Source organism: Paenibacillus sp. KS-LC4, assembly GCF_036894955.1.
Classification (GTDB): domain Bacteria; phylum Bacillota; class Bacilli; order Paenibacillales; family Paenibacillaceae; genus Pristimantibacillus.
Window position 1 is genome coordinate 5,850,937 of sequence record NZ_CP145905.1, and the last position, 14,644, is coordinate 5,865,580.

General features: G+C 48.5%; 15 protein-coding genes. 2 read left to right on the forward strand and 13 right to left on the reverse strand.

Annotation, left to right across the window (positions count from 1 at the left end; translation table 11 throughout):
• Positions 1-26: 26 nt before the first annotated feature.
• The 5 genes from V5J77_RS24805 to V5J77_RS24825 all read right to left on the reverse strand — a co-directional run bounded on the left by V5J77_RS24805 (position 27) and on the right by V5J77_RS24825 (position 6,112).
• Positions 27-851, reverse strand: coding sequence for a carbohydrate ABC transporter permease (locus tag V5J77_RS24805; RefSeq protein WP_338557057.1), 825 nt, complete (start codon positions 849-851; stop codon positions 27-29).
• A 78-nt stretch (positions 852-929) separates the two neighbouring features.
• The gene (locus V5J77_RS24810) at positions 930-1,841 is read right to left on the reverse strand and encodes a sugar ABC transporter permease (RefSeq protein WP_338553458.1); all 912 of its coding nucleotides are present in this window, start codon (positions 1,839-1,841) and stop codon (positions 930-932) included.
• Positions 1,842-1,916: 75 nt separating this feature from the next.
• Positions 1,917-3,299, reverse strand: coding sequence for an extracellular solute-binding protein (locus V5J77_RS24815; protein ID WP_338553459.1), 1,383 nt, complete (start codon positions 3,297-3,299; stop codon positions 1,917-1,919).
• Positions 3,300-3,346: 47 nt separating this feature from the next.
• Positions 3,347-4,672 (reverse strand): glycoside hydrolase family 125 protein, encoded by a 1,326-nt coding sequence (locus V5J77_RS24820; protein WP_338553460.1) that lies wholly within the window; start codon positions 4,670-4,672, stop codon positions 3,347-3,349.
• A 282-nt stretch (positions 4,673-4,954) separates the two neighbouring features.
• On the reverse strand, positions 4,955-6,112 hold the full coding sequence (locus V5J77_RS24825) for a GntR family transcriptional regulator (protein ID WP_338553461.1): 1,158 nt from the start codon (positions 6,110-6,112) through the stop codon (positions 4,955-4,957).
• A gap of 226 nt (positions 6,113-6,338) precedes the next feature.
• Between V5J77_RS24825 and V5J77_RS24830 the strand changes: the two genes are divergently transcribed.
• Positions 6,339-6,545, forward strand: a complete 207-nt coding sequence (locus V5J77_RS24830) for a hypothetical protein (RefSeq protein WP_338553462.1) — start codon at positions 6,339-6,341, stop codon at positions 6,543-6,545.
• 58 nt (positions 6,546-6,603) lie between these two features.
• Here V5J77_RS24830 and V5J77_RS24835 read toward each other — a convergent pair whose 3' ends face one another.
• The 6 genes from V5J77_RS24835 to V5J77_RS24860 form a co-directional block, all read right to left on the reverse strand.
• A complete protein-coding gene (locus tag V5J77_RS24835; protein ID WP_338553463.1) occupies positions 6,604-7,269 on the reverse strand; it encodes a serine/threonine protein kinase in 666 nt (221 codons plus the stop codon).
• Between the two features lie 139 nt (positions 7,270-7,408).
• On the reverse strand, positions 7,409-7,723 hold the full coding sequence (locus V5J77_RS24840) for a multidrug efflux SMR transporter (RefSeq protein ID WP_338553464.1): 315 nt from the start codon (positions 7,721-7,723) through the stop codon (positions 7,409-7,411).
• 1 nt (position 7,724) lies between these two features.
• Positions 7,725-8,138, reverse strand: a complete 414-nt coding sequence (locus V5J77_RS24845; protein WP_338553465.1) for a multidrug efflux SMR transporter — start codon at positions 8,136-8,138, stop codon at positions 7,725-7,727.
• A 41-nt stretch (positions 8,139-8,179) separates the two neighbouring features.
• A complete protein-coding gene (locus V5J77_RS24850) occupies positions 8,180-8,794 on the reverse strand; it encodes a TetR/AcrR family transcriptional regulator (protein ID WP_338553466.1) in 615 nt (204 codons plus the stop codon).
• Between the two features lie 307 nt (positions 8,795-9,101).
• Positions 9,102-9,797: a hypothetical protein gene (locus tag V5J77_RS24855; protein WP_338553467.1), complete on the reverse strand. Its 696-nt coding sequence runs from the start codon at positions 9,795-9,797 to the stop codon at positions 9,102-9,104.
• Positions 9,798-10,265: 468 nt separating this feature from the next.
• The gene (locus tag V5J77_RS24860; protein ID WP_338553468.1) at positions 10,266-10,853 is read right to left on the reverse strand and encodes a hypothetical protein; all 588 of its coding nucleotides are present in this window, start codon (positions 10,851-10,853) and stop codon (positions 10,266-10,268) included.
• A 59-nt stretch (positions 10,854-10,912) separates the two neighbouring features.
• On the opposite strand from V5J77_RS24860, the gene V5J77_RS24865 reads away from it, so the two are divergent.
• The gene (locus V5J77_RS24865) at positions 10,913-11,248 is read left to right on the forward strand and encodes a DUF3139 domain-containing protein (protein ID WP_338553469.1); all 336 of its coding nucleotides are present in this window, start codon (positions 10,913-10,915) and stop codon (positions 11,246-11,248) included.
• 219 nt (positions 11,249-11,467) lie between these two features.
• On the opposite strand, the gene V5J77_RS24870 is transcribed toward V5J77_RS24865, so the two are convergent.
• Together V5J77_RS24870 and V5J77_RS24875 are read right to left on the reverse strand one after the other, a co-directional pair.
• Positions 11,468-12,814 (reverse strand): MBL fold metallo-hydrolase, encoded by a 1,347-nt coding sequence (locus tag V5J77_RS24870; RefSeq protein WP_338553470.1) that lies wholly within the window; start codon positions 12,812-12,814, stop codon positions 11,468-11,470.
• A 3-nt stretch (positions 12,815-12,817) separates the two neighbouring features.
• Positions 12,818-14,488 (reverse strand): iron ABC transporter permease, encoded by a 1,671-nt coding sequence (locus V5J77_RS24875; protein WP_338557059.1) that lies wholly within the window; start codon positions 14,486-14,488, stop codon positions 12,818-12,820.
• Positions 14,489-14,644 lie beyond the last annotated feature (156 nt).

Below are 14,644 nucleotides of genomic sequence, written 5' to 3' on the forward strand. Positions count from 1 at the left end.
GGTAGCACGGCTTTATTTTTTAGCTATTAACCCTTATTCGCCCCGCCAAAGCTAAAGCCTTGGGACATAAAGCGTTGGCCGAACACATAAAGCGCGACCGCTGGAATCGTGTAAATGATCGAGAAGGCAGCCAGCTTGCCGTATTGCACAATGCCATTTTGCCCAAAATACTGGTAAATGGTAACGGCGGCAGGAAGCTTCTGCGGGCTTTGCAGCAAGATGAATGGAACGAGGAAGTTCCCCCAGCTGCCGGCAAAGGCGAAAATACCGACTGTGAAAATACCTGGCAGCATCAGTGGCGCAACGACTAGACGAAGCGTCGTCCAGATGGATGCGCCGTCCACCCAAGCAGCCTCCTCCAGCTCCAAAGGAACGGAATCCATGAAGTTTTTCATCATCCAGATGGAGTATGGCAGTGCAGATGCAGCCAAGAACAAAATGGTGAAAAACAACGAATCCTGAATTTGCATGTACAGGAAAAACTGATAAACCGGAACCATAACCGCCGTAATCGGCAAGCCTGTTGCGAACAGGATGACATACATGAACGGGCGTTTATACCGCAGCTGATAACGTGACAGCGGATAAGAGGCAAGCCCCGCCGCAGCAACGACAAGCAGCGCTTGTCCAAGAGCGAGCAGCAAGCCATTGCCGAAGGACCTCTGATTGTCAGAGCTCGCTAACGTAGACGTATAGTTGCTTAGCGTTACCTCTTCAGGTATTTTCAAAGTAAGGGTTGCCGCTCCGTCGAACGAGGCCAATACGAGCCACAGCATAGGAAGCAGGAACAATAAAGCGATAAAACTCAAAATAATATAAGGAAGCACCCGGCCGACCATAAACCGATTCATTCTGGGGCGCTTGCGTACGTTGCTGCTCATTCTCGCGTCCTCCTTTTTATAAACCTATATCCAAGCATAACGCAGGGCTTACAGCTTCACTTTTAGAAGCTTCATATACAACAGACTGGCAACAATACCGATCAACAGCAGAACAAGTGAAATAGCTGTGCCGTAGCCAAGCTGATAGTTGACAAAGGCCTGATGATACATATAAATGGGCAGCGTCTCCGTTGCATTTCCCGGACCGCCACCTGTCAACGCATAAATAAGCGTGAAGGAGCCTAATGTTTGAAGGGTTACGAGTACCATATTCGTTACAACAGAACCGCTGATCATTGGAATAGTAATGCGGATAAGTCTTTGCCAAGCCGAAGCGCCATCAATCATTGCCGCTTCCTCAACCTCTTTAGGCACATCGCCCAGTGCAGCCTGGAATACCATCATCGAGAAGGCCGTTCCATGCCATACGTTTGCAATAATAACGGATACCATCGGGAAGGTGTACAGCCAAGCAATAGGCTCAAAGCCGATGCTTTGAATGAATGCATTAGCCGTTCCCGTATCATTCAGAAAAGCAAACCATACAAATGCGCAGACCACTTCTGGCGCTACCCAGCCCGAAATGACGATAGAGCCAACAACGCTTCGGAATACGCGGTTTCTACCATTCATTAGAAACGCAATAAGGAAGCCCATAACTTGCTGGCCAATAACGGCCGAGAAAATGAGGAAAAGAATCGTGTTACCTACAGAAATGCGGAATGTTGCATCCTGAAACATATTCACGAAGTTTTGGAATCCGACAAACTGCGTATTCGCTGCTGCCGCTCCGGTCAAAGCCATATTCGTAAATGCGAAATAAAAAGTTAAAACTGCCGGCACGAAGAAAAAGAGTAAAAGCAGCAGCCAGCTAGGCGATAAGAATAGCGCCGCCCTCCACTGTTCACCGCCGTTCCCTTTCCTTTTCGCTTTGGGAAATCGCGAGTTTATCGCTTCCATCTGATATCCTCCTGACTGATTTTGAAAAAGACAAGCCGATTGTTGTTAAGCAACAATCGGCTTCCCAGCTGTGTGCTACTTCGTCGCTACTTTATCAGCGCCGACCGTTCTTTCTACGCTTTTTGCATATTCTTGCATAGCAGCGTCAGGAGCAAGTGAGCCCGATGCCACTTTTTCAACCATTTCTTGAATGGATGTCGATACTGCCGGGTAATTCGCATTAGTTGGACGAACGTGCGTGTACGTAATAAACTCAGCTGCTACGCCATACAGCGTACCAGGCTGGCCTGTGTATTCCGCATCAGCCGCAACGTCGGTGCGAGGCGTCAAAGCGCCGTCCAGCATGGCGAACTCTTTGTTGTGCTGTTCATTAGTAGCCATTTTAATAAATTCGAAGCCCAGCTCTTTTTCAGTCGATTTCGCGCCAACGCTAAGCGTCCAGCCGCCAGACATCGAAGTGAAGCCAGGAGCTTGACCTTTCTCTGTCGGCATTTTCACGAAGCCATAAACATCAAGCGCTTCCGGCCAAGGCTTGCTGCCGCTTGCCGCCCAGTTGCCTGTCAGCCAGTTGCCGTTCAGGACGATTGCTACCTTTTGATTCGGCATCAGATCTGTTTCCAATACTTGACCTGCTTGCGCAGTCAAAACTTGCGACATTTTTGGACCCATGCCCTCGGAGTAGATCGTGTGAATGAAGTTCAGCGAGCTCAGGATGCCTGGGCTTTGTGTAACCCATTTGCCATCCTCATAAAGCTCGTCATCCGTTCCGTAAAGCAGCATTTCGAACGTTTGCATAGTTGTTGCTTCTTGACCAGCTTTACCAGAGTTCATCCAGAAAGGAATAATATCTGGCAGCTTGGATTTAATAGTACGGGAAGCGCTCAGTACTTCATCCCAGCTTTTAGGCTCCCAAGGCACAGGCAATCCTGCTTTCTTGAACAGCTCTTTGTTGTAGTACAAGCCGCGAACGTCAGTAGAGAAAGGTACGCCATAAACCTTGCTGTCCGTTGCTGTTACAGCCGCTTTAATACCTTCGTTGAACTTGCCCCAATCTTCCCATGCATCCACAGCGAGCGGTTCTAGGTAACCAGCCTCACTGTCGGCATTAATCATGAAGGAATCTTCAGCAAGCACCTCAGGCGCCGTTTTGCCATCCATCATGAGCAGCGGAATTTTCGTTGCATATTGTGAGCCTTCAATCGGCTGCAGCTCAACCGTCACGCCAGGGTTCGCTTTCTCAAAATCCGCCTTTACGCTAGTCAGCCACTTGCCCCAGTTATCCGTTTCATTCCATTTGCCATAAGCAACTTTAACCGTCTTTGTTGCTCCAGCTGCGGAAGTTGCTTCTGCACCCTCCGTGCTATTTGTGCCATTTGTGCCTGCATTTCCCGAACATGCTGCTGTGAATACAGTTAAAGCTGCAACCGTACCTGCAAGAATTCTTTTTTTAGCTGCCATCTTGATCGCTCCCCTTATTGTCCGTTTGTTACGCTTATTATTTGTTCCTATAATGAACGAGCATTCATGCTCGATGGAACCTTAAAGCCGCAATACGTCAAAATCAATTCGCTAAACAAGGCATTAGCCCAAGAAAACCATTCCCGTGTATACTCGCTTGGATTATCTTTATGAAAGCCTTCATGCAGAAAATCAGTTCCCGCATCCGTGCTTTCCAGCACGCTCAGCAGCCGTTCAACCTCTGCCTCATCCTGTGAAGTCAGCGCTTGCATAGCCAGCGAAATGTGCCAGATATAGTTTTCCGGGGTATGAGGGCTGCCAATTCCTTGTGCCGCCGTCCCCTTGAAATAATAAGGATTTTCCTCGCTGAGTACAAATTGTCTTGTATTCATATAGATTGGATCATCCAGCTTGCAGCAGCCGAGATAAGGCAGGGACAGCAGGCTCGGCACATTCGCATCGTCCATTAGATTGTAACCGCCAAGACCGTCTGTTTCATAAGCGAAAATTTTGCCGAACCGCTCATGCTCGACAGTGGCATACTGTTCAATACCGGATTGAATTTCCTGCCGGAGGGCAACCGCCTGCTTCGCCAGCTCTTTATTGCCAAGCACCTCAACTGCCATTTCCGCCATATAGTCCAGCACTACGACTGCAAACATGTTCGAAGGAATGAGGTAGCCATAATCGCAAGCATCATCACTTGGGCGGAAGCCCGACCAGGTCATGCCCGTTACTGCGCTCGGCGTGCCTTTGCCTTCATTAAGCAGCGTGTCCGACGGCGGGCAATCCGTTCTTTGGAAACGATAGCTCGATTGCTGATCGTGGTTCTGCTCTGTTCTCCACAACCGCAAAATGCTGTAGCAGGCCTCTTTAAAAGCCTCGTCCAAATGCGCGGTGGTTCCCGTCGTCTTCCAAAGAAGATAAGCGAGCTGAATCGGATAGCAAAGTGAATCTATTTCATATTTGCGCTCCCATAGCCATGGAGACATTTCCGTTAAATCGTTCTGATGACCCTTGCTGTTGGCGTGCTCATTAAACGCATTCGCATAAGGGTCCTGCAATATATGTTGAATTTGCCTTTTGACAACGCCTTCAATGAGGCGAGCCATCGCGGCATCTTCCTTCGCCAAAATTAAATAAGGACGAACCTGCGCCGCGGAATCCCGCAGCCACATCGCTGGAATATCCCCCGTAATGACGAAAATAGCACCGTCAGGCTGAGGCTTCAACGTCGTTGTTAAAGTATTGGAGAAACAGTTTGCAAACATCCGGGCCAGCTTTGTACGGGAACCAAGCTTCCCTTCTACTTCCTGGATTAACGACTGCACCGATGCCGGCAGCGTTTCCATTACTTCAGTCATTTGATACATCCCTTTCTATTAAGCGCTTTCAAGAGGTTTATGTACCGATATTAATCTATATTTCATGTCATGTCAATATACTATGTTATATTATTTATAAACAAATAGCATACTAATCATTTTGCTAGACACACCTCCGATTCGAGCCCTTAAGGCATAACGATATATAACAGAAAACCCTTGCTGTCTCGGTTGACAGAAGGGTTTTGTCTATCTTCTCACTCGTATTCAGCTTCTCACATTAGCCGAAAAATATGCAAAGCGCACATAACTCAACGCTTGCCCGTTAGCCTATTGAGGCGCCGGCCCTGTCGATTTGCCTGGGACAAGCTTTACTTGCAGCGATATTTTGCTTGGGAGCGTGGCGCCTTGAATCAGCTCCAGAACATTATTGACGGCGAGGCGGCCAATCTCCTTCTCATTTTGCTCCAAGTGCGTGAACGGATACAGCGCCGACGTGCTCTGCGGGCTATCAAAGCAAATAATCGAAATTTGCTGTGGAATATGCAGGCCCATCTTTTCTACCGCTTCCTTCGCGATGAGCGCCAGCTCATACTCCATCGCGAACAATGCGGTAATCCGCGGATGCTCGCGCAGCATCTGCTGAATGATGTTCACATATTTATCAATGAGGTGGCTGCTGGAATTGTCATTGGACGTCCAGTTCATATCGGTCAGCCAGGACGAGCGGTCCAGCAAAATGCCGCCTTCGGCATGCGCCTGCACAAATCCCTCAATCCGTTCCTCAATCGCTACATTATCCGTCACCCGCGAAGCAAGCAGCCCGATATGGCGATGCCCGTGGTTAAACAAATGCTGTACTCCCATTTTCGCCGCTTCCACATTGTCTGAGCTTATTGCCGTTGTGTCCGTCCATTTCAAATATCGGTCAACCAGCACATGAGGGAATTTATCAATGACCAGCTTCAAAATTTCCGGACTGAAGTTTTGCCCGCGCGTTGGATAAATAATTAAGCCATCTACCCCATATTGGCGTAGCATCTGAATCGCTTTCTCCTCCACATCGGGCTGGGAAAACGAGATGCGCAGCATCAAATAAACGCCGAGCTCCTGCGCGGTTCGCTCCATCTCCGACAGCATTTCCTTGCCATAGCTGTCGCTGAAATCCTCCATGATAAGCCCTAATACCACTTGCTGCGTGCGCACAGCTGCGGTTACGGATTCTTGCGCTGGCGGAGCCTCCGCCTGCTCCTGCATAGCGTGCTCGATAACGAAGGAGCCGCGGCCCGGCTGACGCATAATATAGCCGTCCTGAACGAGCATATCCAGCGCCTTCTTGGAGGTAATTCGGCTGACTGAAAACTCCTCCATCAGCTCCTTCTCCGAAGGGATGCGGTCACCGACCGTATAATCTCCGATTTGAATCTTTTCGCGCAGCATCAGATACATTTGCTCGTATCTAGGCTTTAAAGCGTTCATGCCTTCCATTATACATTCACCTTCAGCATCTATTTGGTCGTACTGGGTCGATGTCGTAATTATACATATCCACCTAGTATACTATGTCATGTCATTTCTGGAAAGCTTATAATGCCGCTTCCGGCAAATGCAAGCTTATCCTTTAGCTCTCGAATAAATCTGTCATGGTAGCGGGAGGAGCCGGAATATATATAGCTTGAACGGATAATCTGTGCAAAACTCGGAGGTGCATAGGATGGGGCTGCTATGGCGACGGTGGGTAGCCATCAGAACCGAAAGCGGTTCTAGGGCGGATATCATTGACCGATTGGAGGCTCATTTGAAGGCAAGCGGCATTAAGGCAAAAGTTACTCTCGAAGGCAATTTAAAAAGGCTTCATGTGCTTAAGAAGAACGTTGAAGCCGCTCAGCAACAGCTGGACGCTTTCGACTCCGAACCTTAAGCTCAGGCGCGGGCCGGGCGGCACGCATTGAAGGATGCAGTTGCCCGGCTGCGCAGAACTATCTGGAGGAAGAACGCACCCAGCGATAGCCTTTGCGTACACCATTCATAACCCATTCCGGCACGGGCATGGAATGCTTGAATAGAAACGGCATGTAAATCCGGTTGTACGCTTTTTTCAAGTCATCCCACATCATGCAAGGCTCTTCTTTAAGAAAGTCAGACACGTCCACGACAAGGCCTCGGTCATCATTAGATACCATGACATTTTTGCCATGAACATCATGTGGAAACAGTCCCTGCTCACGAGCATAATCCAAGGCTGCATCAATTTCCGCAATAATGCGCTCCTCAATAATGACGCCCTCAAGCACGCACTTATATAGCGTCGTCCCTTCAAGCCTGCGCAGCATCAAATATTCCAGCCCATTGCATTTGGATGCATGATAGCAAGTGGAATATGCGGGATGATCGCCCAAACGGCGATAAACCTCCCTCTCCGCCTCCCAGCCCTCTCTGCCCGGAGCATAAACCTTCACTGCTATATCCTGCGCATCCTTGTGGACGAATACCCCGGCATAATTTCCTGCCCCAAGCAGCTCCCAGCCCTCCGGCAATACATCCACTTGAATGGGCTCTCCATGGTTAATGCTTTGCAGCTTCACACCTTCAAGCAGCGTCCGTTCAGTCATCTCGATCCATTTCTTCAGCCGATTCTCTTCCATACCTCGTGCCTGCCTCTCTCGCCATGTCTATACTCTATTCTATTATTTTAATTCGGACGCGGCGAAAAGAAAAGAAGAGCGATGCAGGCTCGCTCTCCTTCTTTAGGTTTATTGTCTACTATTATCCAATTCTCAACGTTTAAGCTACCAGCTTGAGACCTATTACACTTCCAACGATGAGAAGGACGAAAAATATTTTACGCCAGTCGCGCGATTCTTTGAAAAAAATCATTCCGAGAATGACGCTGCCGACCGATCCGATTCCCGTCCAAATGCCATATGCGGTACTGATCGGAATGCCCTGAAGCGACCGCGATAGGAAGTAAAAGCTGGTGAAGCCAAAAAGAATGGCTCCAACCGTCCCTCTCCACTTCTTAAAGCCATCCGACAGCTTCATGAAGGTCACACCGCCGACCTCGCTAAGGCCGGAAATAATCAGAAAAATCCATGCCATATTATTTTCCGCCCCTTCCCTGTACGACCGATGCTGATTTCAGCGCTTCCGGCGATGCTCCATCAGTTGCCTGCTCCTGCTCCTGCTTCGGCTTCTCGCTCGATACGAGCTTTAGCCCGATTATGCCGATGATCAGCGTTCCGACCAGCAGCAGGCGCTTAATATCCGCAGACTCGCCTAATACCAAAATACCGAATACGACCGTACCCGCCGTACCAATTCCGGTAAATACCGCATAAGCCGTGCCAATTTCCAGCAGCTGCATCGAACGGGCGAACAGCACAAAGCTAATAATAATTAAAACGAGCGTAATGGCGCTTATCAAAGGATCTGTAAATCCATTCGAATATTTAAGTCCGAAGGTCCAGAACACTTCAAATATGCCCCCAAATATGACATAAAGCCAAGCTTTCATAATAAATCTCCTCCTGTTATGATGCGATGAAGCCAAGTTGATTAAGCTTTCGCCCACTCCTTCTCCAGCATTTCCCATACGATCTGCTTGCGCGAGCTAAATTCCGACTGTTCATAAATCTGATTGGCCACGAGCAATCCATCCAGCAGCGTATAAAATACCACAATCATCTTCTCCACATTCTGCTTTGGAAAAATGCCTGCTTGCTGTCCTTCCAAAAATAATGCCCCTACGATGGTGTCTACTCGCCGCTCATGCTCCAAAAAATCGGTGCGAAACTGCTGCTGCAAATGCTTGGGCGGCATCAGCATCATCCGTTTCAGAAACCACTGACCGACTGTCAGATGAGGGAAATCCGTGAAAAAATCATATACCTCGCGCAGCCGCCCCAGAACGGGCTTGCCTTGCGATTGCTGCATAAGCTCCTCAAATTTCATGCCTTCTTCGGCAATAACATCTGTACATAACGCCAAAAACAGCTGTTCCTTCGACTTAAAATGAGCATAGATAGACGGGGTTTTAATTTGAACCGCCTTGGCAATGTCAGACATTGACGTTCCTTCGTAGCCAAATTCGGTAAAGATCATCAAGGCAGCATGCTTAAGACGCTCTGCCGTTGCCTTTGATGCCGGTATTTGTATGTTGTCCTTCTTCATAGCCTCATTCACCTTTCGGCAATCACTATTTTACCTAACGAACGTTAGTTAGTCTTTTTGTATTTTATGCTGCCTTTATCCAAAAGTCAAGGCCACAGGTTTAGTAACGCGTTTTGTCCCCCTACCGCCTTCTATGCTGCACACGCAATTGCGGCGGCGTTTACCTTTACATACAAAAAAAGTCCCCCGCCGCTTGGAGTTGAACTGTGACCCATAAGAGGGTCACAGTCCACAGACAGCAGGAAGGACTTCTTTATATCTATATTTCAATATTCCTATAGTGAGGCGATTATTTTCCTCGCCAAGCTTATAGTTTAGCGACGCTCACTGCGATTTTTTCCATTTGCGCCTGAGTCAGCGCTTGGTCAGGGGAGCTGATGGTAATTGTGCGATCATCAAGCTGGAAGCTCAGCATTGGCAGATCGCTCGGCGTATACCATTTTGCTTTTACCCCATTCGACAGCACGACCTCCTTGCTTTCATAACCAGCCGAGTAGTCCCTTGGCGATACATTGACATTCATATGCTTGAAAATAACACTAACGCCGTCGCCCCCGGCGAACGATTTAACAAAAGCATCTCCGGCTGCCATCTGCTTTGGCGCATAGGCTGTTTCAAAGCCTTCAAATGCCGCAAATTCCTGCTTGATCGCTTTAATTTGCGCATCGCTATATTTGACCTCTGCATATTGCTCGGATGCTTGCTGCCCTTTGCCAATCAGCACCTGATTGTTTTTGGAATCATATTGAATCGGCGTATGGAGCGCTCCCGCAAGCGAGCGGACAGGCAAATACATTTTATCCTGATACATAATGGGAGAGAGCTTGCTGCCGTTCTCATCTTTCAGCGTATAAGCAGCCCCATCGACTTTGACGCTAATATTGCCGTTTAAATAGGCTGAGATTTTTTGCAGGCTCGCTCCAGCATATACGCCTGCCGCTCCTGTCAATGTCATTCCGACAACGACCATAGATACAATTCCTTTTTTCATGTTGTTTTTCATTTTATGATCTCCTTTTGAATACTCCGTTTTTTTGTTTTATCTCTATATTTTATAATTTCAATTTTTGGACGCTCTAGCTGGACGGCTACCGCTATCCCTCCTTATATGCCGCCACTGCGTCCTCCCTGATGAATACAGTATATAAAGCGGATATCTCAAGACTACGTCCAGCTTGTATCTAACTTGTAAATAATATTGTGGGAGATATGTAAGAAACAATTGCAGCATATTATAGAAAAACTCCCTATATAGATTGCCGTGCAATCCTGTTGTACTCCCCACTCCTAAAATTTCACAATTCAAAATCCCAACTTTCTTAAGCCGCATTTTGTAAATGCTCGTTTCTTGAACTTCTATATCATAAAAGATTACATAAAAAACGACGCCTGCAGAGTACAGACGCCAATTTTCATTCTGAATATTCGTATTAATCAGTTAATTTAAGATAATGCTTTATTATAAGTTTATTTATGAGACTTTGAAACTACCTACGTTATTCATTACGAAAGAAGCTTGAAAATCTAAAGGTGTCCATATACTTGTTGATGTTCCCGTTTTATAATTGCCTAAATAGGGTCTATCAATATTTGTATCTGCTCCATAATAGAAAGATTGCCAAATAAACTTTGTGCAGTAATTTGAGGATATAACACTCATTTTCAAATTCGACGTAAAGCTATACTCTGTAATTTTAGACACATTCTCCCGTGCCCATTTACCTGCTTTACCCCGTTCTAAATAAGGACCAACTGAACTTCCTTTATATACATACACATCTAGAGTAGTACCAGAATCAAATCTGGATAGATAGGCAGTCAGAGACTCTCCTACTCCACCTGATGCAACAGCAGGCGTAGAATGATAAATTTTACCATCATCTCCTACTATTGCTACGTGTCCAACAAAGAATGTTTGCCACCCTTTTGAACTATAAATAACATCTCCTGGTGAAACTACAAGTCCGCTATTTGGATAGGTAGCTGCTTCCGCTTTTGGTACTGATAGTGTTAAAATAGAAACTATCAACAACAATAGTGCTGGGAAACATTTTTTCACAAAAATCCCTCTATATACTTTTTTTGTATAATTATACCATGGAAAGGTTGTTTGATCAAATGTATAGAAAAAAAGTCGTTTTATTCTTTGCCATACTCGTATTTTTACTAATCATACTCTATGCCTTTTTTTCCATTAAAGAATACCAACTCAAAAAAAGTGTCGTAGATTATCTTAAAGAGAAAAATTATCAAGAAAGCGAAATACTTAGCATAGATACCTCAATAGCAAAGGCTCCTGTCTTTTCGGCTAGAGTTATTTTTTTCGATGAACCGGACATTATCTATTATTATAGAAATAAAGATGGAAAAATAATTCAGTACGGGACGCCTTCTAATCTTAAAAGCACTAACAATACTGACGAACAAAGCTTCAAACATCAAGAGCATCAGTAAGTGAATCTTGACTGTATGGAAATATAAATTGCCGTCGTACATTTCGTATGCCCGCCTAAAACTTTTAAAAAAAGATAAGACATCCCTAAACCCTGTTTTATGCAGTGTTAAGGAATGCCTAATCATTTTTTGGACTCTCATTTATAGAATTTCACCCTATTATTGTATCAAATTCAATAAAAGGAGCTAAGAGATGCCTGAGCCTAAACTACCCACCTTTCAAACAAAGAACAGGTCACCCGGACTCAGCGAATAAACTCCCTTATAGCCCTCTTCCTTCAACACTTCAAGCAACTCATCCGTTCTAGGCTTAACGGCATGTGCCAGCACGACAGCACGGCTGGGCACCCGCTCCAGCATCTGGCGGACATCCGGCAAGCCCTGATGCACCTTATAGCAGATATGCTGCACCGGAAGCGGGAAGTCGGGGACTCCGCTGTCGCTTCCCCGCAGTGCCATTTCGCCATAAGAGCCGGAAGCGAGATGACCGGTCAGCAGTACGGCATGGCGGGATACGCTCGCAAGCTGCTGGTAGTACCAGCGTGCAACCTCAGACTGCATCATGCCATCATTCGTAAAAATCAGGGAGCTGCCCTTGCCAGCAAGCGCCCTCAAGCGCTCCTCTTCACTTGCGACAATCGTTAGCCTGTCACTCGCCAGCAGCTTCTCTATACGAGCCAGCGCTCCGACATGAAGCCATTCAGGCAACGCAGTCAGCTGGCGGAGCGGCTCCATCAGCGCCCGCTCCACAATAAGCTGCGCCTCTGGGAAGCGCTCGCTCGCCCACAACAGCAGCTCCTGCCCTCTCCCGCTCGTCGGTACCGGATACAGCACAGAGCCCTGCGCCCGCAGCACCACTTCGGTTGCCTGCTCCAGCTCCGCCAGCCGAACCGCCTGTGAATCCGAATTCGCCCCGTAGGCTGCGTCGATGATTGCAAGATCCGCGATACATCTCGTCGCTGCAATCAGGCAGCGGGCGGCATCCGTCCCTTCACTTCCCTCGCCCATCATTCCTAGTTGCGGCTCATCTGCCGCAAGCAGAGCTGATTCCGCGGTGTAATCTCCCGAGAAATAAACCAGCTTTCCATGCCAATCCAGCGCTAACCACACCGCGCCCGGCAAATGCCCGCTGCGCCCCCACTTCATGCGCAGCCCCGGAAATACATTGCTCCATTCACCGGCGCTGGACCGCTCCTCCAAATAAGCATAGCGGATAGCCGCAATATGCTCTTCCCCATAAGGAAGCTCGGCAGCCTGCGAGCGGGCATAACGACCCCACGCCTGAAAATAACCCGGAAGCTGCTGCGCCGTCACGCGGCTCGTCCATACTTCACCTTCATAACCGTGCTTATACAGCAGCGGCAGCGCCATCGAATGATCCTCATGCGCATGCGATAAAAATACCGCTTTCAGCTGTGGAAGCACTTCCGGGCTAATGAGCGGATACTGGCCGCCGCCTTCTTTTTTCCCGCCGCAGTCCAGCAATACGGCCTCGTTCTTATATTGCAGCAAATAGCTGGAGCGTCCATGCTCGCCCGCTCCACCCCAAATGGTCAGTTGCATCATCAGCTATTCCACTTTCTGTTGTGAGCTAAAAACATTCATCGCCAGCAGCAGCACGGTTGTGACGCCGACCGTAATGACGGCCATCGCCATTCCCATCGACACCTCACCCTGCTCAAACTGGGCAAAAATATAGGTCGCCGACGTTTTCATCGACGGCGGCAGCACGAGCAGCGACGCCACCAGCTCCCGATTGGATATGGTGAACGTCATCATCCAGCCCGCCAGCATGCCCGGCAGCAGCAGCGGCAGCAAAATCCGCCGCAGCACATAGAGCCTGCGCCCGCCAAACACTTGACCCGCCTGGAGCAGCATGGGGTCAATTTGCCCGTAGCTCGCTTTCACGTATTGCACCGTGTATGGCAGGAACAAAATGACATACGTCAGCACAACCATGCCGTACGTATTATAAAGCGGAATCGGCATCCACTTTGCGTTCCATAACAGAATCAAACCGACAACGATGACGATGCCCGGCACTGTATTCGGCAGCAGGCTGAGCAAATCAACCAGCTTCTGCCCCGGCGTACGCGAGCGCTGCACCGTCAGAGCGAACCATGTGCCAAGCACGACGGCAATCGTAGAGGCGACAATCGACAGGCCGAAGCTGTTCAACAGCGCATCCAGACTAGAAGACCCCGGCGTAAGCAGCTCCACATAATGCTGAAGCGTCAAATTGTCCCATGCCAGGCCTACGCCGCGCAGCTTCAAGAGCGATGCCGTAATAATCGAGAAATACGGGATGCCGATGGAGGCAATGAGCAGCACCGCAATATACAGCCAGCACAATGCACGACCCCAGCGGCTCATCGTCGTTGCCTGCTTGATGGCACCCTTCCCTCCGACTAAACGATAGGAGTAGCGGCTGCTAATCGTGCTTTGGATATACCACATCACAAGGCATGCGGCGAGCAGCACCGAAGCAAGGGAAGTTGCCTTGCCAAAATCAATCGGCCAGTTGGAAATATATTTATGAATTTCCGAGGTCATGACGTAAAAGCCGATTTTGCGCCCAAAGGTCGCGGGTGTGCCGAACTCAGCAATCGTTTTTACAAAAATGAGCAGGCTGCCCATAACGTAGCTGGACAGCAGCAGCGGCAGCACGATGCGCCGCAAGCGGTACAGAAAGCCGCCGCCATGTACCGCCGCAGCCTCCTCCATGCTGCCGCCGATTTGCAAAAGCGCATTGCGCAGCAGCAAATACAGAAACGGAAATAAATGCAGGCTCATAATCGCCACCATGCCGCCAAAGCTGAAGAAGGCGGGAGTGATAGCCGAAGCCGCCGGAATGAACTGCTCCATGTAGCCATTCGTCTGCATGAACAGCATCCAGCCCATTGACCCGATGTAAGGCGGAGTCATAAAGGGGATGAGCAGCACGATATCCAGCCACTTATGACGGCGCAGCGGTGTCTTCGCCATAACCCAGGCCAGCGGAAAGGCAAGCACCGTCGTGGCCGCGATGACGCATAGTCCAAGCCAAATCGAGTTAAACAGCACCTCGCTCAGCTCGCTCTGCCTAATGATTTGCAGCGGAGCTAGCAAATCCAGCCTCTCGTCGGTATATAAGCTCGTGCCAAATACGATTAGCAGCGGCGCAAGCACCAGCATGACGAGCAGCGCCAGCGCCAGCCCCATGCCGAGCCATGCATAGTTTTTGAATGTAGAGGATTGCATCATCAGACCACCTATCTATTGCCTGTCTATTGCCTAATCTATTGCCTGATCTATTGCCCGTCTTATGCTTGTCTTATGCTTGTCTAATGCTTGTCTAATGCTTGTCTAATGCTTGTCTATTACCAGCACCGCCTGATACCTGCTGCCTTAAGGCAG